The organism is Sphingomonas sp. Leaf231 (genome assembly GCF_001421995.1).
In the GTDB taxonomy this organism is placed as follows: domain Bacteria; phylum Pseudomonadota; class Alphaproteobacteria; order Sphingomonadales; family Sphingomonadaceae; genus Sphingomonas.
This window is the reverse complement of record NZ_LMLS01000005.1, coordinates 418928-440528: the sequence shown is the minus strand read 5'-3', so window position 1 is coordinate 440528 and position 21601 is coordinate 418928. Positions and strand designations below refer to the sequence as shown.

Genomic DNA, 21601 nt, shown 5'->3' with positions numbered 1-21601 from the left:
ACTGGTCCATCAATGCCGCTGGGCGACCCAGGCGGAAGCCCGACAGGCGCTGTTCGGATAGATCGAAGGCTATTACAACCGGCACCGCATGCACTCGGACCTCGGTTATCTTACGTCCGAACAAGCCGAGCAGCGCATGACCGGCTAACCCAGCGTGTCCGGACTAGGGGAAGATCAGTCGGAAGCATGAGAGTTCTATTGTCCGTGGCGCTTGCCTTCGGCATCGCGCTGACAGGCACCGAGATCGCAAAGGCACTCAATCCGACGATCTTCGGCTCCTGTTTCGAAGGGTCGTGCGGCTATGCTGCGATGCTCGTCGCGGTTTTAGGCACGCTGCTCCTCACCCCGGTCCTGTGGGTCGGTTTGTGTCGCGTGGGGCCGCTCAGTCGGTTGCTGCTCGGCTTCGTGCTGTTCGCGCTGATCGGTTATTTTCTTCTGTCGGTCGAGCTGTGGATCGTCGGTCTGCTGGGGTTCGTTTATGCGATCGTGCGGCTCATCCGACGCGCGCGGGCAGACGGCCGCCCGACCCGCGACATGTTCCTTACCTCTCGGGCCCGGGAGTTAGAATGCGGCCCAATGAGGCGGCGCGGACGTTCTTGAAACCGATACTGGCCGGGAATGCTTGCGGGCTCCGCGTTCATCCCTGGTTGAGCGTCTCGATGAGCCCACCGTCACCAGGCAGCTGGCCACAATTCGACTGCGGCAAGCTACCCACAGCCAGCATCCCCTCACGACGCGCGACCCATCTAATTGCAACATTGATCGAATCGAGGCCGGCGCGCTTTGCGTATGCCTCTGTAGGACCACGGCTGAGCGGACCCAAAACCGGACGCTCATTCATGGAGGCGTCGATGGTGGTACTACCGACGTAACGATTTGCCGGAGCAGCAAGCTGTGCAGGCTTTCCGCCTTCCCCGACAGTTCCCCAGCAACAGCCTTCTTCGGCCCGTTCATTGGCTTTTGCTAGACAACCGGGTCATCGCTGCGTCGTAACATCAACCATAGCATCGAGCAGTTGCCCAATCGTGCCGCTGCCTTCCCACGCGTAAATCGATAGAGAGAGTGCTGCCTCTGCGGAGAAGATACTGCTGGCGCGAACGGCATAATCCCCGGTTGTACTTACCGGCAGCACTGATACCCCAAGCCCTGCCTCAACTGCCGACAGAACGCTGCCCAGGCTGTTGCCTGTGAAGGCGATGTACCATCGCCGTCGTTCGCGCTCGATGCGGTCGATCATCACGTCGCGGTAGAGGCCGCCCCGCGGGAACGTCACCAATGGGATCGGATCATCCCAACGCTGGCTCGCCTTCGCTTCAAACCAGCGGAGCGGTTCGGGGAAAGTCGCCCGGGCGTCTCCATCAGCCACGGCTTCCTTGACGATAGCAATATCGAACTCGCCCGCTCGGAACCGCTTCTTCAGGTCGCGGCTGAGACCCGTTGTCACGTCAAGGCGGATCTCTCGATGGCCCGAAGCAAACTGCGCAAACCGCCGGCTCATGTCCGACGTCACGATGTCGTCGGGCACGCCGATCCGGATCGTGGTCGTTCCCGACGGATCTGAAAGCAGCACCTGTGCCTCGTCCTGCAACGTGAGCAACCTACGCGCATAGCCGAGCAAACGCTCGCCTGACGGAGTCGGCGCGATCGGCCGCGAGGATCGGTCGATCAGTGAGTGACCAACCGTGGCCTCCAAACGACCAAGATGCTGGCTGACCGTGGACTGGGTCGAGTTCAGCCGCTCGGCCGCAAGCGTGAAGCTCCTCGTCTCGGCCACCGCCAAGAACGTTCGAAGAAGCCGAAGATCAAGCATCCTATCATTCTAATCGTGAATGATCTTCATTTAAACACATCATTCGCAAATAGGCGGTTGGAGGGCCATCTATGGTTTAAGCAAATTCGAGGATGACCATTGCCGACCTCCACCACTCGCCCCCGGCTGTTCCGCAATGCGCTGTGCCTTGATGGTTGTATCCGCGATCTCGGCGTCCTCGGAGGTAGCTTCGTCGATCCCGAGCGGCTCGTGGACACCGACGTCGTTGATCTGGACGGCCTGCTCGTTCTTCCCGGCTTCGTCGAAGGACATATCCACCTCGACAAAAGCTTCGTCGGTGATCGCTGGCGTCCGCATTGCCCCGCTGCCGGGCTTAGCGAGCGATTGACGATCGAGAAGGAGCTACTGGCGGAAGCACTGCCGGTCACCGAGCGTGCCGATGCACTGCTGGCGCAGGCCCATCGCCTCGGCACGATCGCGATGCGCAGTCATGTCGATATCGACGCGTCGCTCGGACTTAGCCACCTGCACGCGGTGATTGCGGCGACAGCGCCATGGCAAGGTCGCGTCGACGTGGAGATCGTCGCGTTTCCGCAGGCCGGCATCCTCGCCTCGCCCGGAACCGCCGATCTTCTCGATGCGCAGTCAGGGAAGGCGCTGGCGTTGTCGGCGGTCTGGATCCGTCAGCTTTCGACGGTGATGCCGACGGCCACCTCGATGTGGTGTTTGGCGTTGCCGAACGGCACGGCGTCAAGATCGACATCCATCTTCACGAGCCTGGACGCCAAGGGATCGAGCAACTTCGCAGGATCGCTGCACGCACAGCGTCCGCCGGGATGCAGGGCAAGGTCGTGGTCAGCCATGCCTACGCGTTAGGTGACGTCGATCGGGACGAGGCGGCCCGGATCGCCGACCTGCTGGCAGTCGCCGGCGTCGCCATCATGACCAATGCTCCGGCCAATCGCGCCTTTCCACCAATCACGCTGCTACGCGCCGCGGGGGTGCGGGTCTTTGCCGGCAACGACAACATCCGCGACGCTTGGTGGCCCTATGGCGATGCCGACATGCTCGGTCGCGCGATGATGATCGGCTATCGATCGAGCTTCTTCACCGACGCCGACCTCGCAATTGCCCTCGACATGGCGACGACGGAAGCAGCCGCCGCTCTCGAACTGGAGAAATACGGCATGGCACCCGGCAACGACGCAACCTTCGTCATCGTTGATGCCGAAAACGCCGCAGCCGCGGTTGCCGCCCCACCCGCACACCGCCGTCTCGTGCAACGCGGCGTGATCGCGGCGCCCTCCTCGTCGCGGCTCGATTCCATTCTTTTGTCCGTCGACCATGACCAAGGATCCCGCTCATGAAGGCCATCGCCCTCGCATTGCTAATCGGCACCATTGCGACGCCTGCTGCAGCGGCCGACATATCGACCCACGTCCTCGATCTCGCCCGTGGCGTCGGTGGCAAGGCGGTGCCTGTCGTGCTTTCCAGGCGGACTGCGGATGGCAAATGGCAGAAGGTCGGGACTGCCACGACGGACGCCGACGGCCGCGTCCGCAGCTTTGGCGACGCCAAGGCCTTCGATGTCGGCATCTACAGTCTTCAGTTCGATATGTCGCGTTATCCCGATGCCGCAGCGTCACCTTTCTTTCCAGAAATTACGCTGACGTTCCGGGTCGGCGATAAGGCCGGCCATTACCATGTCCCCGTCGTCGTCAGCCCCTATGGCTATTCGACCTATCGAGGGAACTGATCATCACCGGCCTGCCGCGTGCATCACCCTGCTGCCGCGGCAGCATCCGGCGTGATCGGCCGCAGGCTACCTCTACGGGTCGCTCGAATAAGCCAGCGAGAGGTAGTGCCATCGCATGTAGCTTCGTCTGATCCCGTGATCAGCGTCCCTATTCGAAAGGCCCGCCAGTTTGCTTAGCATCCTCCTCGCCTTACCAGCAGCCATGGCAGCTTCCGCGACTGTGACCCCGCTGGAGCGCAAAACTGTGTCGTTAGCGCTGGCCAACCGCTTTGCCGATGCGGCAATCGCTTCATGCCATGCGATCGGCAGGGAAGCCGTGGTCGCAATCGTCGATCGCGGTGGTAATCTGATCACGTTGCCGCGTGGTGATGACATCGGCCCACACAATAGCGTCGCCGCGCAGCGCAAGGCGTTTACCGCTTTGTCGACGAAATCGAGCACCGCCGCCTTGGCTGAACGCGCGGCGACCGACCCGACCTCGCGCAATCTCCTCACCATCCCCGAATTACTGCTGCTTGGGGGCGGAATCCCGCTGCGGGTCGGCAACGAGGTTATCGGGGGCATCGGCGTCGCCGGATCCGGCGGGGCGGCCAACGACGAACGCTGTGCCACCGATGCCATCGCGCAGGTCCTCGTTCCGGCGGGTGAGCGTCGATGACCAGTCTGCCGCATCATGGCCGGTACGACTATCTACCGATCGTCGGCCGTTCCGACTATTCGTTGCCGGAAGGACGCCGCCTCGCGATCTATCTGGGCGTCAATCACGAGATATTCGCGTTCGGCGAGACGTCTGGCTGATGACGGGGAGCGGCTGACCCGACCCACAATCGGCCATTCGCACGCTCCTTCTCGCTGCCCGAAACCTGCCGCCCATTCATGTGAGCGAATTAACAGCCTAGTCACGCAGCATCGCTTCCAGTGCGTCGCTGTCCAGCGCCGGCGGCAGCCAATCCTTGGATAGGGATATATTTCCACCACCCGCGACAGCCACTTTCCCGAGCGTATCCGCCGCTCCAACCGAGCTTGACGCGATCGGCCGATAATCAGGAGGGCCGATTGGCTAGCACCGCGTCAAGCAGGCCAGGAAATCGCTGATCGAAGTCGTCGCGCCGCAGCGTGTTGATCATCTCGCGTCCGGCCTGCGTCGTCTCGATCAGTCCCGCGGCGCGCAGCAGCTTGAGGTGGTTCGACAGCGTGCTTTTGGGAATCGTCTCGCATGGCGCGGCGTCCGTGCAGCTCAGCCGCTCGGTCTCCGCAAGCCGTGCCACCATGCCGAGCCGATTGGGATCGGCCAGCGCATGCAGCGCCAGATCGAGCGGAACGTCCTCCAGCCGGGGGTGAGTGAAGCGGGGCATGCGGAAGATATAGGGCACTGCCGTGAATTTAATAGTTCGGGAATATTGAACTGTTGGAATGGCACGCCATCTTCCTGCCTGCTGGCAGCGCAAGACGTCGCAGTCGGCGGCTATATTTTGGAGAATGCACATGTCACTTCAGGACAAGAAGGCGCTCGTCACAGGCGGATCGCGCGGCATCGGTGCGGCGATCGCCAAGCGGCTGGCAGCGGATGGCGCGAGCGTCGCGATCACCTATGCCGGCAACAAGGCCGCCGCAGACGCCACCGTGGCGGAGATCGAAAGCGTCGGCGGCACGGCGTTCGCCTTTCAGGCCAATGCCGCCGATCCGTTATCGCAGCGAGCGGGCGTCGAGCAGGCCGCCGCTGCCCTCGGTGGGATCGACATCCTGGTCCACAATGCCGGCGTGGCCGAATTTTCCGTCGTTACCGAGGATACCGACGAGACCTACGACCGCCAGTTCGACGTTAATGTGAAGGGTTTGCATGTCGGTACACGCGCGGCACTGCCGCATCTCAGCGATGGCGGCCGGATCATCCTGATCGGCAGCATCTCCGGCGAAATGGCCTTCCCCGCGACCACGGTCTACAGCGCGACCAAGGCGGCGGTGGCGGCGCTGGCACGGGGCTGGGCGAAGGATCTCGCTCCGCGCAACATCCTGGTCAATACCGTGCAGCCGGGACCGATCGACACCGACATGAACCCCGCCGACAGCGAGTTCGCCGGGCAGGTGCTGCAAGCTATCCCGCTCGGCCGCTACGGCAAGGTCGAGGAGATCGCGGGCGCGGTCGTATTCCTCGCCGGACCGGATGCAAGCTATATCACCGGTACCACGATCAACATCGATGGCGGCGCAACCGCGTGAATGATGCCCATCGCTCTCCGCTGCGAAGCTCAGGGAGAGCGATGGCGTTCGGCAGCATGACACGCAGAGACCTACAGCCCGCCATTCGCAGCGTTCTGGGCGCTCCTCGCAAGCTGCCATTCGTTCAGGTAGCGCGGAGTGATCGACAAGCTGGTTTCTCTCAGCTCTGATCCTCCAGATAGGCCGCCAATTCCTCGGGCGTCCCGTCGGGAAAGGAATGCCGAAGAAATTCCAGGAATGCCGATACCCTCGCGTTCAGCAGGCGGCGCGTGGGGTAGAGCGCCCACAACGCGATGTTCGACGCCGCAACGTCGCCCCATGCGATCAGCCGCCCCCTCTCGATGTCCCGACTGACCAGAGACAGCGGCAACCGCGCCGCCCCGGCGCCAAGCCGCACCGCATCCCGAATCATCACTAGCGATGACAGCCGCAGCACAGGATCGATCGTGATCGTATGTTCTCCAGCGGAGGTGTCGATCGTCCAGTTGCTCGTCGGATCCCCACCCCGCACCACGGCGGGGACGGTGCCGTCGGTCGGCACCGCCATTTCCGCGGCAGCAACCACTACCAGCCTGTCATGGAGGAAGGGTCGGCCGACCAGCCCTTCGTCCGTCTTTGGATCGACGCGGATGACCAGATCATACCCCTCCTCGATCATGTCGACCGCGCGATCGTCCGTCGTGACCTCCAGCCGGACGTCGCGATGACGACGCGCGAAGCCGGCGGCCAACCGCCCCATCGCAGTCTGTGAGAAGAGCAGCGGCGCGCTGATCCGCAGGCGTCCGCGCACTGCCGCGCTGCCCGATGCGATGGCGGCGGTGGTTTCCTCCAGCTCGGTCAGCAACGCCCCGGCGCGTTCGAACAGCGCGCGACCTTCCTCTGTCAGCTTTAGATCGCGCTGGCCCCGTTCGAACAGCCTGAGGTCGAGCGCCGCCTCCAGTTTGGACACGCGGCGCGACAGCGTCGCCTTGGGCCGACGTGCGGCGCGCGCCGCTTTGCCAAAGCCGCCATGGCGGGCGACCAGCGTGAAATCGGCGAGCGCGAGCAGGTCAATGTCGTTCCACCCATGAGACGGCGCGTCCAGATTGCGCGTCTATTTGCGCCGGCATGGATCACGCATCTTGCTTGGGTCAGCAAGACCCAAGGAGAAGCCTCATGACCATTCTCGTAATCGGTGCCACCGGCCGCGTCGGTCGCCATGTCGTCGAGCAGCTCGTCGCGCGTTACGCCGACGTCCGCGTCCTTACCCGCGACCCCGCCAAGGCAGCGTTCCCGGCCGGCGTGGAGGTCGCTCAAGGTCACCTGCTCGACATCGATGCGCTGCGCGCCGCCTTCACCGGCGTCAGCACGTTGTTCCTTCTCAACGCGGTGACGGGCGACGAATTCACGCAGGCGATCATCACCCTCAACATAGCGCACGAAGTGGGGGTCGAGCGCGTCGTCTACCTTTCGGTTTTCGACGCCGACGGTGCCACCAACGTGCCGCACTTTGCCGTAAAACATGGCGCCGAGCGGATGCTGGAGGCGATGGGATTCGGGGCCACCATCCTGCGACCGACCTATTTCATCGACAATGAGTTGATGGTGAGGGACGTCATCCTGCAGCACGGCGTTTACCCCATGCCGATCGGGAGCAAAGGCGTAGCGATGGTCGATGCCCGCGACATCGCAGAAGTTGCCGCCATCGAGCTGGTCCGCCGCGAGCAGGCACCTGGCAAGCTCCCCCTCGAGACGATCAATATCGTCGGTCCCGACACGCTGACCGGCGACAGCGCGGCGGCGATCTGGTCCGATATCCTCGGCCGCCCGATCGCCTATGGCGGCGACGACCCAAGCGGGTTCGAGCAGAGTATGGCAAGGATTATGCCGCGCTGGACCGCCTACGAGATGCGGCTGATGGCGGAACGCTATGTCAGCGACGGCATGATCCCCGACGACGGCGATCGCGAGCGGCTCACCGCAATGCTCGGCCGCCCGCTGCATAGCTATCGCGAAACCGCGGTCGTGCTGGCGGCGTGACCAGTATATGCGCGTGCCGGCTATATCGCCGGCACGCCCCTGCCCTCACATATCCGCCGCGGTCGGGCGGACGATGATCTCGTTGATGTCGACGCCCTCGGGCTGCTCCAGCGCATAGCGGATGGCTCGCGCGATCGCGTCCGGCGTCAGTGACTTCTTCCGCCATCCCGTCAACGCCGCCGCCACGTCGGGATCGGTGATGTCGCGCCCCAATTCGGTGGCGACCACGCCCGGCGAGATCAGCGTCGAGCGGATTTCGTCATGCTCCTGCCGCAGCCCCTCGGTGATGGCGCGCACGGCATGCTTGGTGCCGCAGTAGACGGCAGCGGTGGGCATGACCATGTGCGCGGCGACCGAGGCGATGTTGACGACATGCCCGCTCTTCTGTGCCACGAACCGCGGCAGGACCGCCGCGATACCGTTGAGGACACCGTGGATGTTGACGTCGACCATCCGCTTCCACTCGTCGCGCTTGAGCGCAGCGAGCGGCGACAGCGGCATCACGCCCGCATTGTTGACCAGCACGTCGACGCGCCCGAACCGCGCTACGGCGGCCTCGACGAAGGCGTCGAAGTCAGCGCCTTCAGTGACGTCGAGTTCTCGCCAGGCGACGGCTTCGCCCAATTCCTCCGCCAGCGCCTTCAAACGCTCTCCGCGCCGGGCCCCGATGAACAACCGGGCACCGGCCTTGGCCAGTTCGCGTGCGGTTCCATCACCGATCCCGCTCGATGCGCCGGTGATGAGGACAACCTTGTCGATGCTTCCAGCCATGATGCAGTCCTTTCGTTGCAGTGACGGCAGACAGATGCTCCGACGATCCCGCCGAACGGTAGAGCGATCGTCCGAAAGCCTTGCACGATCCTCCAGAACCGAAGCCGCGCGCTTGCCCGCACCGCTCGATTGCGGAAGGATGTGCGGCATGGACCAAATCGCTGAACTCGCCACCGTCGTCGATCGGCATGTCGTGGGCACAGGCATATGCACCACGGCGATGCCGCACGTGTCGCTGATCCGCGCTAACGCGCCGAGCACCCCCACGCCTGCCGTCTACGAGGCTTCGCTTTGCCTGATCGCCCAGGGATCGAAGCGCGTTTCGATCGGTGAGCACAGCGTCGTCTATGATGCCGCCCATTATCTTTTGGTCTCGGTCGACCTGCCGCTCGTCGGCCATGTCATCGATGCCAGCCCCGAGCGGCCCTATCTCTGTTGCAAGATCGACCTCGATCCCGCGATGCTGGCCGATCTAATGGTGAGCGAGGGCGGCGCGGTGACTCGCACCGACCTGCCGGTGCTCGGCGTCTACCCAAGCGATCCCAACCTGATCGACGCAGCGTGCCGGCTGGTCGGGCTGCTCGACCGACCCGAGACGATCCGCGCGCTCGCGCCGCTGATCGAGCGCGAGATCCTTTACCGTCTGCTCACCGGTCCGCACGGGCCCATGCTGCGCCATGTCGCGACCGCTGATAGCCATCTCAATCAGGTCAGCCGCGCGATCGCCGCGATCCGCCGCCGTTTTGATACGCCGATCTGCATCAACGACGTCGCGGCCGAGGCCGGCATGAGCCCCTCCTCGCTCCACGCGCACTTCAAGGCGATCACGCGCATGACGCCACTCGGATATCAGAAGCAGTTACGGTTGCAGGAAGCCAGGCGCCTGATGCTGGTCGGGGGCGTCACGGCGAGCACGGCAGGCTTCGCGGTCGGCTACGAGAGTCCGTCACAATTCAGCCGCGAATACCGGCGGCTATTCGGCGCGCCGCCGCGCACCGACATCGAGCGGCTTCACGCTGCGCCCGGGGCGGCTATGGCGCTTTGACGATGGCCCGAAACGCGAGCGATCCTTCGAGATTTGGGATCGCCTGGACGCTAGCGCAAGGACCCATAGTCGGACTTTCGCGCCCCCTTCCCCACTCCCCACTTCGGACGCTGGTTCATCTTTGCGAATGACTAATTCTGCGGCTTGACTGTCCGCTCGCGAATACTCAACCGGGACGGAAAGCGGCAATTCGGCTTTTCGTGCTTCGCTCAAACTTGCCGACGTCTAACTGGCAGTTACCCTTGCTCTCCCGGTCTAGCCAGCGTCTCGGCTTCACGCCGCATGAACGTCCAGTCGATAAGGGATTCAATCGATGGGCCGAGCGCCAAGCCAATCTCACTCAGCGCGTATTCGACACGGGGCGGAATCTGCGGATAGATCGTCCGGGTTACGATCCCGTCCTTTTCCAGTTCTTTCAGCTGCTGGATCAACATCTTCTGATTCACGCCTTTGACACGTCGTTCCAGTTCCGAAAACCGTAGAGGTGCCCTTGCGGCGAAAAGCTGGAAGATGATCACCATCTTCCACTTTCCTTCAAGCACTCGGAGGGCCTCGCTGGTCGCGGCAGCCCAGACCAGCTGCTGCTGTGGGTCCTCGCATTGCCAGTCACGCTTCATCAAGCACTTACCTTTTGGTGGGTTACCCACCTATCGGTAGGTTCTTGTCGATTGCGGTACCTGACCATAGTTCCCGGTGCGACGCAATGATCGCAGAGGAACGACGCATGAAGATCGGCATTCTTGGAACGGGTCACATCGGCAAGACACTCGTCACCAGGTTGAGCGAGGCGGGCCATGAGGTGAAGGTGGCCAACTCGCGCGGGCCCGAGACGATTGATCCCGAGCTTCTGTCGGCCGGCGCTCGCGCTGTGACGACTGAAGACGCGCTGACCGACGTGGAGGTGGTCATCCTCTCGATACCGCTCAACCGGATCGCTGATATCGCGCCGCAGGTGGCTCGCTTGCCTGACGAGACGGTCGTGATCGACACCTCCAACTATTACCCGTTTCGAGACTCCAAGATCCAAGCGATCGAAGACGGACAGGTCGAAAGCCTGTGGGTGGCTGAGCAACTTGGGCGTCCGATCGCGAAGGCGTGGAATGCGATCGGCTCCGCGTCGCTCGCAAAGAAGGGCAAGCTGACAGGTACACCCGACCGGATCGCCATTCCCATCGCGGCCGATCGTGAGCGGGATCGTCAGGTCACGATGAAGCTGGTCGACGATACCGGTCTGGATGCATTTGATGCCGGGTCGTTGGCCAACTCTTGGCGTCAGCAAGCCGGTGCACCGGTCTATTGCACTGACCTGACGCTCGCCGAGATTCCGGCGGCCCTCGGCGCTGCGGAGAAGGACAGGCTTCCCAAGCGCCGGGATCTGGCGGTCGCTGTGATGCAGGAGCGCCTGGGTGACGGCACTACGAACCCTGACGAGGACTGGGGCGTCCGCCTTGTCCGCGCGATCAACATGTGACCGTCAGCTCGAACCAGCTCCCAAGCCATACCCATTTATCTATCAGAGGATCAGATCATGACCCGTGTTGTACGCTTTCACGGATACGGCTCCGCAGACGTGCTGCGCATCGATGACATCGAGGTCCCTGCGCCTGCCGCCGACGAGGTGCAGATCGCGGTCCGAGCGATCGGCCTTAACCGCGCAGAGGTGATGTTCCGCAACGGTGCTTACCTGCAAGAGGCGGAGTTCCCCTCGCGGCTCGGCTACGAGGCCGCAGGCACGGTCAAGACGACCGGCAGCGACGTATCCGGGTTCGCCGAAGGGGATGCCGTCAGCGTCATCCCGACGCTCGATATGTCGCGTTGGTCCACCTATGGCGAGGTCATCAACATTCCGGCGCGCTACGTCGTGAAGCATCCCGCCGCCCTAACGTTCGAGAAGGCCGCCGCCTCGTGGATGCAGTATGTCACCGCCTGGGGCGCCCTCATCGATCAGGCGAAGGTCACCGCGGATGACTTCGTCATCGTGTCAGCCGCATCAAGCAGCGTCGGCATCGCGGCGATCCAGGTGGCTCGCAGCGTCGGGGCGACTGTGATCGCGACGACCCGGACGAACGCCAAAGCACAGGCGCTGACCGATGCCGGTGCGCATCATGTGATCGCCACCGCCGATGGCGATCTGGCTGCGCGTGTGAAGGAAATCACCAGCGGCAGGGGCGCGCGCGTGGTGTTCGATCCGATCGGCGGTCCTGCCATCGCCCAATTTGCGGAAGTGATGGCCGTGGGCGGCATACTGCTGGAATATGGTGCCCTCAGCCCGGACGAGGGGCCGTTCCCGCAGTTTGCGATGCTAGGCAAGAGCCTGACGATCAAGGGCTATCTCTACACGGAGATCGTCAGCGATGATGACGCGCTTGCTCGGGCGAAAGCCTTCATCACCGAGGGTCTGGAAAGCGGCAAGCTCGATCCGCTGGTGTCGCGGACCTTCCAATTCGATCAGATTCAGGAAGCGACCCGCTTCCTCGAGTCCAACGAGCAGATCGGCAAGATTGTCGTGACTGTCTGATCCGGTATCGGGAGAGCCACAATTTGGCTCTCCCACATTGAGGCCTGCGAAGCAGGCCAGCGCCTATGTCAGCGCTGACCCACACTCAGACATTCAACCATACTGGAGCGCTTCCAACTCCGGCCATCCGATCAGGATACCCCGTTGGCCGGCTCCGGCGAGTCTCACACCCGACCCATTGATGTGGACCATCGAATGGTCTACTTCGCTCCGTGTCAGGAGTGTTACCCATGCAGGTTTCGGTGAGTGATGCAAAAGGACAGTTGACCGATCTGGTTCGCCGCGCCGAGGCTGGCGATGAGGTTGTGCTGACCCGGCACGGCCGTGCCGCCGTGCGCCTGGTGCCGGTAGAACAGGGGCGTGACGCGACCGCACGCCGTGCCTTGATCGAGGCGGTACGACGCAGCGCGGTCAGCCACGTGACGGCTGGACCGAGTGCCGCACGCAGTCAGGACGATCTGTACGGTGAGGACGGGCTGCCGCGGTGATCGTCGTGGACACATCGGCCCTGATGGCGATCCTGCTGGACGAGCCCGAGGCAACAGCCTGCACGGATGCTCTCTCGACGGCGGAGGCGCTGTCGATCTCGGCTGGCACTATGGCCGAAGCCTTGATCGTTGCGGATCGGCGCGGCTGTGGTCAAGAAATGCGCAGGCTGATCGACGGCTTAGGCTTTGATGTTTTGCCCGTCACGCCAGCCGCAGCGCGCGCAGTCGCGGATGCTTACGCTCGTTGGGGCAAGGGCATCAATCCGGCAGGCCTGAACTTCGGTGACTGTTTTGCCTACGCTTTGGCGAACGAGACGGCGTCCCCACTCCTGTATGTCGGCAGCGACTTCTCGGCGACGGACCTGCATCCTGCAACGCAGCCATCAGGACGATAGACAAACTGATAGCACGAGCCTCGCCACTTGACGCGATCCGAAAACAAGCAGTGAATCACCGTCACTAGCGACCACTTATCATGTGCGTCGCCGCGGAGGTGAGCCATGGGACACTCCTCGATCGACCCTGCTTTTTAAGAGCTTCGCCCCTGGAACGAAGGACGTGTGCTGGGTGCAAAACGCGCCCTGAAGCCGCAGCAGGTATGGGCCATCCGATTTTGGCTGGACCAGCACCGACGTTTGCGCGACCGAGCGCTGTTCGATTTCGCCATCGACAGCAAGCTTCGCGCGTGCGACGTCGTCAAGGTTCGCATCGCGATATCGTGGCGGGCGGACGCATACGTAACCGAGCCATGGTAGTGCAGCAGAAGACCAAACGGCCGGTGCAATTCGAGCTGGTGGAACCTGCGCGCAAGACGCTGATCGCGTGGCTTGAGCGGCGCGGCGGCACGTCGGGTGATTACGTCTTCCCGAGCCGCAACGACTACATGGGGCATATGAGCACGCGCCAGTACGCCCGGCTCGTCCGCGAGTGGGTCACGGGCATTGGCTTGCAGGCAGAAGACTATGCACGCGCTCGCTCCGCCAAACGAAGGCGTCGATCATCTACAAGGCGCCTGGCAATCTGCGCGCGGTGCAGATCCTGCTTGGCCACGCCAAGATCGAGAGCACCGTCCGCTACCTCGGTGTTGATGTGGAGGACGCGCTGGAGTTGGCGGAACGTACGGAGGTTTGATCAGGGGTCAGCAGCATTCACGACCCAATGGCCGAGATCAACAGCGTGGATAACGGCAACGCAGAGCAATTACGGCCGGGAGTTGACGAGTGCTTTTTAGCCGTAGACGCGGTCAAGTGCGCTCAAGCCATCTTCAGGAGGTATGCCCATCTCCCGGGTGCGTCGGTTGACGACTTTTTGAGAAACCGCCGATTGGAGAACGGAGATTAGACGATGGTTTACGTCGCAATCTGACGACCCAATAGCAGCCGTTCAGACCTCTAATCGCGCTTCCCGGTAGCGGACTTTCGTTCATCAACTCGGGAGGCTTGCTGAAGGCCAGTCTTCGGCCGTCACGAACCGGCGTACCTACGTGCGTTGGTAGCGTATTACCGCCAGTTCCGGTTCACCGCGTTCGCGGGACATCCGCTTGGGGCGCCGTCCCGGTACGCGCCTCCGCGCACCACGCGCTCGGTGTTGGCGCCGGTCGGACGACCATCGCGCAACGCAAATCGCCCGTTCACAAGCACGTCGCTCACCCCGGTGGCGAGCTGCGGGGGTCAACGCGGCTTGCTTTTGAAACCGACATCTGTGTCGACGAGGGTTGGCCACCGACAGTATTAACGGCCCGAACAGACGGGGCAGAGGTCGAGACTTACAATTAACGCCGGCGGCGTAAACATGCATTCCAAAAAGTAAGAGGCATCTAAAGATCTATTACACACCTCCTCTATGGCTTTTCCGCAAAAGTATTTTTAAGGGCCACCGTTTTTGAGTTGTTCGGGAATGACTGTCTTTTTCAATCGTTATGATAGACACTAGCTCGCCTGCAAGGGCCAGACCCAGCGCATTCAGATCGAGGGTAAAGCACGTCAAATCAGGTGACAAGGCTTGGCACATGGGATTATCGCGCAGGCCGATCACCGCGATATCTCGCCCCGGTTCGCGGCCGATGCTTCGAAGTGCGCGATAAGCCCCGACCGGAGCTGTTTCGCCCATTAGCAACAATGAGGTCGGCGGCTGTTCCAGCGACATCAATTCGCGCGTCGCCGCCTCACCGTCATGTTCGTCGGTGTCCCCGCGGTGGATCAATGCCTCATCCGCCGCGAGCCCGGCCTTGGCGAGCGCGGTGCGATATTCGGCGACAACGATGTGGCTGTTGTTGATCGCCGCGGGCGGCGTCACCAGGCCGATGCGGCGATGCCCGTCGGCGAGCAGCAACGTCATCGCCTCCGCGACGACGCCTTCGAAGTCCAGATCAATCCACGAATAATCGCCGACCCACCCGGTACGCCCGAGCGCGACGAAGGGAATATGACGCTCCGACAGCAACTTGATCCGGGCATCCTCGTATAGCGTGCCCGACAGCAACCAGCCATCCGCCGTGCCGCGCGCAATGTGGCGGCGGAGGAACGTCTCGCCGTCTTCGCCCTTGCGCGCCAGTAGGATCACGAGGTCGAGTCCGTGGTCGACCAGCCCGGCCTGCACGCCTTCGAGCAGCGCCATGAAGAACGGATCGCCGTGCACCGCGCTATCGTGTTCCAGCGTCAGCATAAAACCGATCGTGGCCGTCCGCCCGATCCGCAGCGTCCGGCCGAACTGGTTGGGCGTATACCCGAGCGCAGACGCCGCCTCGAGCACGCGTTGCCGGGTTAAGGGGCTGACATCCTTTCGATCGTTCAGTGCGCGGGAAACCGTGCCGATCGACAAGCCCAGATGGCTGGCAAGCGCACGAATGTCCATCCGCGCCTGATCGCTGCCGCACGTCCGCGGCGCAAGGGGGTTGACAGCCCGGATCCCGGAACGCAAAAGACCGGAAACGTTTACGGTCGGGAACTGCCGACCCAGGAGAGGAAGAAAAGCGTGGATACGCTGACGCTTGAAGAGCGCGCGATCGCCTGGGGCTATGATGGCGCCTGGGTGCGGATCGAGGCGCACGGGCCGAGCGGATTGCGGCTGCGCGCCTCGACCTACGCCCCCCGCCCCGCCGCGCCGGGCGCGTTGCTCGACATCGCTCCGGTGTGCGCGACGATCGAACGGGACGGTTCCGTCGCACGGATCCGCAACGGCGGGATCGCGGCCGAGCTGGATTTGCAAGGCCGCGTGCGCTTTCTTGACCATACTGGACGCGTTCTGCTCCAGGAAAAGTGGCGGCAGCGCGATACGGTCACGCGATATTGGACGATCGGAAGCGAGACCGTCGACACGATCAGCGCGCTGGGTCTGGCCGGGCGCGAGTTCCGCCCGCTGCCGGGCGGCGCGGCGCAGATCACGGTGCGCTTCGAGGCAACGCCAGGCGAGCGGCTGTACGGCATGGGCCAGTACCAGCAGCCCAACCTCGATCTCGCCGGCTGCGTGCTGGAACTGGCGCAGCGCAATTCGCAGGCGAGCGTGCCGTTCGTCGTCTCCAGCCACGGCTACGGGATGTTGTGGAACAGCCCGGCGGTCGGCGAGGCGTGTTTCGCGGCCAATGGCGCGATCTGGACCGCGCGCGCCGCGCACGAGATCGATTACTGGATCACCGCCGCCGACACGCCCGCGCAGATCGTGCGCAACTATGCGCAGGTCACCGGCACCGCGCCGATGATGCCCGATTATGCGCTGGGGCTGTGGCAGAGCAAGCTGCGCTACCGCACGCAGGACGAGCTGCTGGCGGTGGCGCGCGCCTATCGCGACCACGGCATCCCGCTGGCGGTGATCGTCGCCGACTTCTTCCATTGGCCGGTACAGGGCGACTGGCGATTCGATGCGCGCGAATGGCCCGACCCCGCCGCGATGTGCGCCGAGCTGGCGGCGATGGGCACCGCGCTGATGGTGTCGGTGTGGCCGACCGTCGATCCGCGCTCGGAGAATTACCCGACGCTCGCCGAACGCGGCTATCTGGTGCGCGCCAATCGCGGCGTCGACGTGCAGCAGGAGTTCCTGGGCAACACGCGCTTCCTCGACGTCACGCACCCCGGCGCGCGCGACTTCCTGTGGCAGACGCTGAAGCGCAATTATCGTGACCAAGGCGTGACCTTGTTCTGGCTCGACGAGGCCGAGCCCGAATATGGCGCCTATGACTTCGACAATTATCGCTATCATGCCGGCGAGGTGCTGGCGGTCGGCAATGCCTATCCGCTCCATTACGCGCAGGCGCTCCACGAGGGGATGGCCGGCGAGGGCACGACCGAAAGCGTCAGCCTCGTGCGCTGCGCCTGGGCGGGGAGCCAGCGTTATGGCGCGCTGATCTGGTCGGGCGACATCCACAGTTCGTTCACCGCGATGCGCAACCAGCTGAGCGCCGGGCTGAACATGGCGATGGCCGGCATCCCGTGGTGGACGACCGATATCGGCGGCTTCCACGGCGGTGACGTCGACGATCCCGCATTCCACGAGCTGATGATCCGCTGGTTCCAATGGGCGGTGTTCACCCCGGTGCTGCGGATGCACGGGCATCGCAACCCGATCACCCCACCCGCCGAGCCGTTCCGCGACGGGGTCGCGCAATGCGACACCGGCGCGGGCAACGAATTGTGGAGCTTCGGCGACGACGTGTTCGCGATCCTGCGCCGCTTCGCTGCGGTTCGCGAGCGGTTGCGGCCGTATCTCGCCGGGCTGATGCGCACCGCGCACGAAGCGGGCGACCCGCCGATGCGGCCGATGTTCTACGACTATCCCGAGCAGCCGCGCAGCTGGGAAGTTGACGACCAATATATGTTCGGCCCCGACCTGCTGGTCGCGCCGGTCACCGCGGCGGGCATCGATGCGCGCGACGTGTGGCTGCCGGCGGGTGCGTGGGTCGAAGCGTGGTCCGGGGCGGAAGTGGCGGGCGACGCGACGATCCGCTGCGCCGCGCCGCGCGACCGGTTGCCGGTGTTCGTTCGCGCCAGCGCGCGCGTCGCGGAAGCGTTCGTGGACCCCGAGGCATGACGACGATCGCACAACAGGGCGACGCCGCGCCGGTCCACGCCGCGGCGGCGCCCTTCGCGCGCGTGCCGTTCGGCGAGAAGGTCGCCTATGGCTTCGGCGACGCGGGCGGGACGATCATCACCGGGCTGATCGCGAATTTCTTGACCTTCTACTACACCGACGTGTTCGGGATCGCGCCGGGCGTGGTCGGCGTCCTGTTCCTCTCGCTGCGCATCTTCGACGCGATCTCCGACCCGCTGATCGGGATCATGGCCGACCGCACCAAGACACGCTGGGGACAATTCCGCCCGTATCTGTTGTGGACCGCGGTTCCGGTCGGGCTGAGTTGCTTCCTGACCTTCCAGTCGCCCGATCTCGGGCGGGACGGCAAGGTCGCCTATGCCGCGATCACCTATTTCCTGCTCGCTTTCTCCTATTCGCTCAACAACGTCCCTTATTGCGCGCTGGTCACGCGGATGACCGACAGCGCCGAAGAGGGCGTCGCGTGCCAGTCGGTGCGGTTCGCGATGGTGGCGATCGCCTCGTTCACCGTCTCGGTCGGGCTGCCGATCATGGTGCGCGCGCTGGGCGCGGGCGACGTCGCGCGCGGCTATCGCGACGGCGTGGCGATCCTGAGCCTCGCCGCGGTGGCGATGTTCCTGATCTGCTTCCTGTTCGTGCGCGAGCGCGTCACCTTCGCGGCCGCCGAGGAACCGCCGCTGCGCGTCGCGATCGCCAATACGCTGAAGAACGACCAGCTACGCATCACCTTCGCGATGACGCTGCTGCTGATCGCGATCTTCAACACCAAGGGCGGCGCGGCGCTGTATTTCATCACTTACGTGCTGAACGGCGGGACGACCTATCAGGCGTTCTTCTTCGGCATCGCGACGATCGGCGGGTTCATCGGCTCGATCGTCGTCACCTTCCTCACGCGCCGCTACGACGTGCGGACGATCTATATCTGGGTCAATCTGATTCTCGTCGCCGGGCATATCGCCGCCTTCTTCGTGCCGGGCGATTATCCGACCTTGTGGCTGGTGCTGGTCGGGCTGTGCTGCATCGTGCTGGGCTGCACGTTGCCGCTGCACTTCACGCTGATCCAGCTGGCCGACCAATATGGCGAATGGAAGCTGGGGATGCGCTCGTCGGGCATGAGCTTCGCGTTCAACCAGTTCTTCGTGAAGCTGGCCTGGGCGGTCGCGGGGGCGCTGATCAGCGCGGTGCTGGTGCTCGTCTCCTATGAGGCCGGCGCAGGCAACCAGACGCCCATGTCGCTGACGGGGATCCGCGCGCTGTCGACGCTGGTGCCGGCGGCGATGCACCTGCTGCTCGCCGTCACGATCAGCCGGCTGATCCTCAACCGCGCGACGATCGCGCGCATGAACGCGGCGCGCGCGGCATGACCGCCGCCCCGCCCCTCCCGGAGTTTCGACCGATGCGTGCCCTTGCCCTTGCCGCCCTGCTCGCCACCACCGCCCCGCCCGCGCTGGCGCAGGACGCGCCCGAACGGCTGACCGTCGACATGGGCAGCGACACCGGCGCGTTCCACGGCGGGGCGTCGGGGACGCTGTACGGCCTGTACGATGCGCGGCTGCCGCATCCCAATCTGCTCGAAGGCATCAATCTGCGCACGGTATCGACCAAGGCACAGGACGGGCCGCAGCATCCCGGCGCCGACGCGCTGGAGGTGTCGACGCTGCTGACCGATGCGTCGGGCGGCGACACCTATATCTACATGACCGACATCTTCCGCGAGTTTCCGTACAAGTGGAAGAGCGGCGACTGCGCGCAATCGGTGACCAATTACATCGAGGTGCTCAGGCGGCAGGCCGCGCAGGTCCGCGCGCTGCCGCCGCGCTATCGCGACCGGATCGTGTTCGTGCCGTTCAACGAGCCGGATGGCAACATGTTCAGCGCCGATGCCAAGAGCTGCACCGGCGTGAGCTGGCTCAAGGAGCCGGCGGTGTTCCTTGACGCCTGGGATCGTGCGGTGCGCGCGCTACGGCAGGCGTCGCCGGGAACGCGGATCGCCGGGCCGAACACCAGCATCCTGTTCGATGAGGTCGAGGGGTTCCTGCGCCATGCGATCACCGCCGACACGATGCCCGACGTGGTGACGTGGCACGAGCTGAGCGACCCAGCGACGGTGCGGACCAGCGTGCGAAAGTATCGCGCGTGGGAGGACCGGCTGTTCGCGGGGACGAAGTGGCAGGGGCGGCACCTGCCGGTCAACATCAACGAATATGCCTATAATTACCACACCTCGGTGCCCGGGCAGATGATCCAGTGGGTCGCGGCGATCGAGGATGCCAAGGTCGATGCCGACATCGCCTATTGGAACATCGACGGCAATCTGAGCGACAGCGCGGTGCAGGCGAACCGCGGCAACGGGCAATGGTGGCTGCTCAACGCCTATGCGACGATGAGCGGGCACACGCTGGCGGTGACGCCGCCGCATCGCGACCAGAGCTATACGTTGCAGGGTGTCGCGACGCTCGACCCGGCACGGCGGCAGGCGCGCGTGCTGCTGGGCGGCAAGAGCGGCGCGGCGACGGTGGCGCTGACCAGACTGCCCGCGCTGTTCGGGGCAGCGGCGCAGGTGCGCGTGCGCGAGATCGCGTGGACCGGGCAATTGGGTGATGCCGCCCCGCCGGTCATTGTCGCTGACCGCCGCGTGCCGGTGACGGACGGTACGATCGCGCTGACGTTTGGCAGCGGCGATCTGCCGGCGTTGCGCGAGGAATCGGCCTATGAGCTGGTGGTCACGCCGGCGGGCACCGCCCTGCCCGCCCCGCCCGCACCGTGGCGACAGGATTACGAGGCGGAAGCGGCGACGCGGCGCGGCACCGGGCTGAAGGTGCGCGGGCCGGAGGGCTCGCCGAAGGACGTGTCGCGCTTCCATACGTCCGGCGGCTATTCGGTCGAGGGGTTCGCGGGCGGCAACGATGCCGCGCTCGACTTTGCGGTGCAGGTGCCGCGCGCGGGCCGCTATGCGCTGCGCGTGCTCGCCAGCACCTTCAACAAGGACTCGTTGGCGGCGGCGGAGGGCGCGACGAATGTCTTCCTGCGCGTCGATGGCAAGGAGGTCGGCGAGCTGTATCTGCCGCTCGGCTACAAGCCGGCGGTGCTCGACCATGCCGATACCGAGCTGACGCTGGGCGCGGGGCGGCATGTCGTGACGCTGGCGACGCGCAGCCGCGACGGGCGCGGGCGGACGCAGGGCAATGCGCTGGTCGACCGAATCACGCTGAGCGAGGCGGCGGACGATGCCGCGCAGGTCTATGACGCGCGCGATGCGAAGCGCGACGGCGCGGCGGCGACGTACTGGGTCTATGCCGCCACGAACGGGCCGGCGCGGCTGGCGGCGGCGGGCGGACGCGTGCTGCGGGTCAACGGGCGCGCGGTGCGCGGCGACCGCGCGTTCCTGCTCGGCGGGGTCAACAAGGTGGTGGTGGACGGCGGCAACGGGCTGCGGGTGACGCCAACGCCCGCGGTCGATGCGCAGCATTACGAAGCCGAGGCGGCGCAGGTCGCGGGCAGTGCGCGGGTCGCGGCGGCGTCGCGGGCGAGCAGCGGCCGGGCGGTGCTCGACATCGGCGGCGCGCCGGGCAACGGCAACACGCTCACCTTCCCCGACGTGTGCGTCGCACGCGCTGGCACCTATGCGCTGACGCTACGCTTCTCGAACGACGAACAGTCGAAGGCGACGCATTATAATCCCGATCCGCTGGCGCGCGTGGCGCGAATTGCGGTGAACGGTGCGACGCCGGTGCTGGCGACCTTCCCCAACAGCTTCCATCGCAACAATTGGTGGGAGATGACCGTGCCGGTCACGCTGCGCGCCGGGCGCAACACGGTGCGCATCGCCGGCGAGGAACAGCCGAACTGGGACGGGAAGAGCCATGCCTCGCAGGTGTGGCCCGACGTGCTGCTGCGCTCGCGCTTCGCCCCCAACATCGACCGGATCACGGTGACGCCGATGCCGTGATCCGCACCGCCGAACGACAAG

General features: G+C 64.5%; 22 protein-coding genes and 1 pseudogene. 16 read left to right on the top strand and 7 right to left on the bottom strand.

Annotated features, from left to right (window positions below):
* Positions 1-204 precede the first annotated feature (204 nt).
* Positions 205-600, top strand: a complete 396-nt coding sequence (locus ASE95_RS16405; protein WP_235528377.1) for a hypothetical protein — start codon at positions 205-207, stop codon at positions 598-600.
* A gap of 376 nt (positions 601-976) precedes the next feature.
* Here the strand turns inward: ASE95_RS16405 and ASE95_RS16400 are convergent, their stop codons facing one another.
* Both ASE95_RS16400 and ASE95_RS18375 read right to left on the bottom strand, forming a co-directional pair.
* Entirely contained in the window at positions 977-1810 is an 834-nt protein-coding gene (locus ASE95_RS16400; RefSeq protein ID WP_056638671.1) for a LysR family transcriptional regulator, read from the bottom strand.
* 69 nt (positions 1811-1879) lie between these two features.
* On the bottom strand, positions 1880-2128 hold the full coding sequence (locus ASE95_RS18375) for a hypothetical protein (protein WP_235528376.1): 249 nt from the start codon (positions 2126-2128) through the stop codon (positions 1880-1882).
* A gap of 197 nt (positions 2129-2325) precedes the next feature.
* Here ASE95_RS18375 and ASE95_RS16395 point away from each other — a divergent pair, with 197 nt between their 5' ends.
* The 4 genes from ASE95_RS16395 to ASE95_RS17825 all read left to right on the top strand — a co-directional run bounded on the left by ASE95_RS16395 (position 2326) and on the right by ASE95_RS17825 (position 4325).
* A complete protein-coding gene (locus ASE95_RS16395; protein ID WP_235528375.1) occupies positions 2326-3138 on the top strand; it encodes an amidohydrolase family protein in 813 nt (270 codons plus the stop codon).
* Positions 3135-3527 carry a hydroxyisourate hydrolase gene (gene uraH / locus ASE95_RS16390; RefSeq protein ID WP_056638668.1) on the top strand — a complete coding sequence of 131 codons (393 nt, stop codon included), beginning with the start codon at positions 3135-3137 and terminating at the stop codon, positions 3525-3527. Before ASE95_RS16395 ends, uraH begins: the two co-directional genes overlap by 4 nt.
* Positions 3528-3747: 220 nt before the next feature.
* Positions 3748-4185, top strand: a complete 438-nt coding sequence (locus tag ASE95_RS16385) for a GlcG/HbpS family heme-binding protein (protein WP_235528374.1) — start codon at positions 3748-3750, stop codon at positions 4183-4185.
* Complete coding sequence (locus tag ASE95_RS17825; protein ID WP_235528373.1) at positions 4182-4325, top strand: hypothetical protein; 144 nt, start codon at positions 4182-4184, stop codon at positions 4323-4325. Before ASE95_RS16385 ends, ASE95_RS17825 begins: the two co-directional genes overlap by 4 nt.
* A gap of 245 nt (positions 4326-4570) precedes the next feature.
* Here the strand turns inward: ASE95_RS17825 and ASE95_RS16380 are convergent, their stop codons facing one another.
* A complete protein-coding gene (locus ASE95_RS16380; RefSeq protein WP_056638828.1) occupies positions 4571-4882 on the bottom strand; it encodes an ArsR/SmtB family transcription factor in 312 nt (103 codons plus the stop codon).
* Positions 4883-5012: 130 nt separating this feature from the next.
* Between ASE95_RS16380 and ASE95_RS16375 the strand changes: the two genes are divergently transcribed.
* A complete protein-coding gene (locus tag ASE95_RS16375; protein WP_056638825.1) occupies positions 5013-5747 on the top strand; it encodes a 3-oxoacyl-ACP reductase family protein in 735 nt (244 codons plus the stop codon).
* A gap of 160 nt (positions 5748-5907) precedes the next feature.
* Here the strand turns inward: ASE95_RS16375 and ASE95_RS16370 are convergent, their stop codons facing one another.
* Positions 5908-6795: a LysR family transcriptional regulator gene (locus tag ASE95_RS16370; protein WP_268795850.1), complete on the bottom strand. Its 888-nt coding sequence runs from the start codon at positions 6793-6795 to the stop codon at positions 5908-5910.
* Positions 6796-6902: 107 nt separating this feature from the next.
* Here ASE95_RS16370 and ASE95_RS16365 point away from each other — a divergent pair, with 107 nt between their 5' ends.
* Entirely contained in the window at positions 6903-7766 is an 864-nt protein-coding gene (locus tag ASE95_RS16365) for an SDR family oxidoreductase (protein ID WP_056638661.1), read from the top strand.
* 45 nt (positions 7767-7811) lie between these two features.
* Here the strand turns inward: ASE95_RS16365 and ASE95_RS16360 are convergent, their stop codons facing one another.
* Positions 7812-8537, bottom strand: coding sequence for an SDR family oxidoreductase (locus ASE95_RS16360; RefSeq protein ID WP_056638824.1), 726 nt, complete (start codon positions 8535-8537; stop codon positions 7812-7814).
* Positions 8538-8685: 148 nt separating this feature from the next.
* On the opposite strand from ASE95_RS16360, the gene ASE95_RS16355 reads away from it, so the two are divergent.
* Positions 8686-9582 (top strand): AraC family transcriptional regulator, encoded by an 897-nt coding sequence (locus ASE95_RS16355; protein ID WP_056638658.1) that lies wholly within the window; start codon positions 8686-8688, stop codon positions 9580-9582.
* A 236-nt stretch (positions 9583-9818) separates the two neighbouring features.
* On the opposite strand, the gene ASE95_RS16350 is transcribed toward ASE95_RS16355, so the two are convergent.
* Positions 9819-10199 carry a winged helix-turn-helix transcriptional regulator gene (locus tag ASE95_RS16350; RefSeq protein WP_056638655.1) on the bottom strand — a complete coding sequence of 127 codons (381 nt, stop codon included), beginning with the start codon at positions 10197-10199 and terminating at the stop codon, positions 9819-9821.
* Between the two features lie 86 nt (positions 10200-10285).
* On the opposite strand from ASE95_RS16350, the gene ASE95_RS16345 reads away from it, so the two are divergent.
* The 5 genes and pseudogenes from ASE95_RS16345 (at position 10286) to ASE95_RS17420 (ending at position 13719) form a co-directional block, all read left to right on the top strand.
* On the top strand, positions 10286-11053 hold the full coding sequence (locus ASE95_RS16345) for an NADPH-dependent F420 reductase (protein WP_082450215.1): 768 nt from the start codon (positions 10286-10288) through the stop codon (positions 11051-11053).
* A gap of 57 nt (positions 11054-11110) precedes the next feature.
* Positions 11111-12100, top strand: coding sequence for a zinc-dependent alcohol dehydrogenase family protein (locus tag ASE95_RS16340; RefSeq protein WP_056638652.1), 990 nt, complete (start codon positions 11111-11113; stop codon positions 12098-12100).
* Between the two features lie 242 nt (positions 12101-12342).
* Positions 12343-12588 (top strand): type II toxin-antitoxin system Phd/YefM family antitoxin, encoded by a 246-nt coding sequence (locus ASE95_RS16335; RefSeq protein ID WP_235528372.1) that lies wholly within the window; start codon positions 12343-12345, stop codon positions 12586-12588.
* Positions 12585-12983 carry a type II toxin-antitoxin system VapC family toxin gene (locus tag ASE95_RS16330; protein ID WP_056638647.1) on the top strand — a complete coding sequence of 133 codons (399 nt, stop codon included), beginning with the start codon at positions 12585-12587 and terminating at the stop codon, positions 12981-12983. The genes ASE95_RS16335 and ASE95_RS16330 overlap by 4 nt, the downstream gene beginning before the upstream one ends.
* A 165-nt stretch (positions 12984-13148) precedes the next feature.
* Positions 13149-13719: pseudogene (locus ASE95_RS17420) on the top strand (tyrosine-type recombinase/integrase).
* A 696-nt stretch (positions 13720-14415) separates the two neighbouring features.
* Here ASE95_RS17420 and ASE95_RS16310 read toward each other — a convergent pair.
* On the bottom strand, positions 14416-15441 hold the full coding sequence (locus tag ASE95_RS16310; RefSeq protein ID WP_082450214.1) for a LacI family DNA-binding transcriptional regulator: 1026 nt from the start codon (positions 15439-15441) through the stop codon (positions 14416-14418).
* Positions 15442-15561: 120 nt separating this feature from the next.
* Between ASE95_RS16310 and ASE95_RS16305 the strand changes: the two genes are divergently transcribed.
* The 3 genes from ASE95_RS16305 to ASE95_RS16295 are packed head-to-tail and all read left to right on the top strand — an operon-like array spanning position 15562 to position 21580.
* The gene (locus ASE95_RS16305; protein ID WP_056638815.1) at positions 15562-17610 is read left to right on the top strand and encodes a glycoside hydrolase family 31 protein; all 2049 of its coding nucleotides are present in this window, start codon (positions 15562-15564) and stop codon (positions 17608-17610) included.
* Entirely contained in the window at positions 17607-18995 is a 1389-nt protein-coding gene (locus ASE95_RS16300) for an MFS transporter (protein ID WP_056638638.1), read from the top strand. Before ASE95_RS16305 ends, ASE95_RS16300 begins: the two co-directional genes overlap by 4 nt.
* 32 nt (positions 18996-19027) lie before the next feature.
* Positions 19028-21580, top strand: a complete 2553-nt coding sequence (locus tag ASE95_RS16295) for a hypothetical protein (RefSeq protein WP_056638635.1) — start codon at positions 19028-19030, stop codon at positions 21578-21580.
* Positions 21581-21601: the final 21 nt, after the last annotated feature.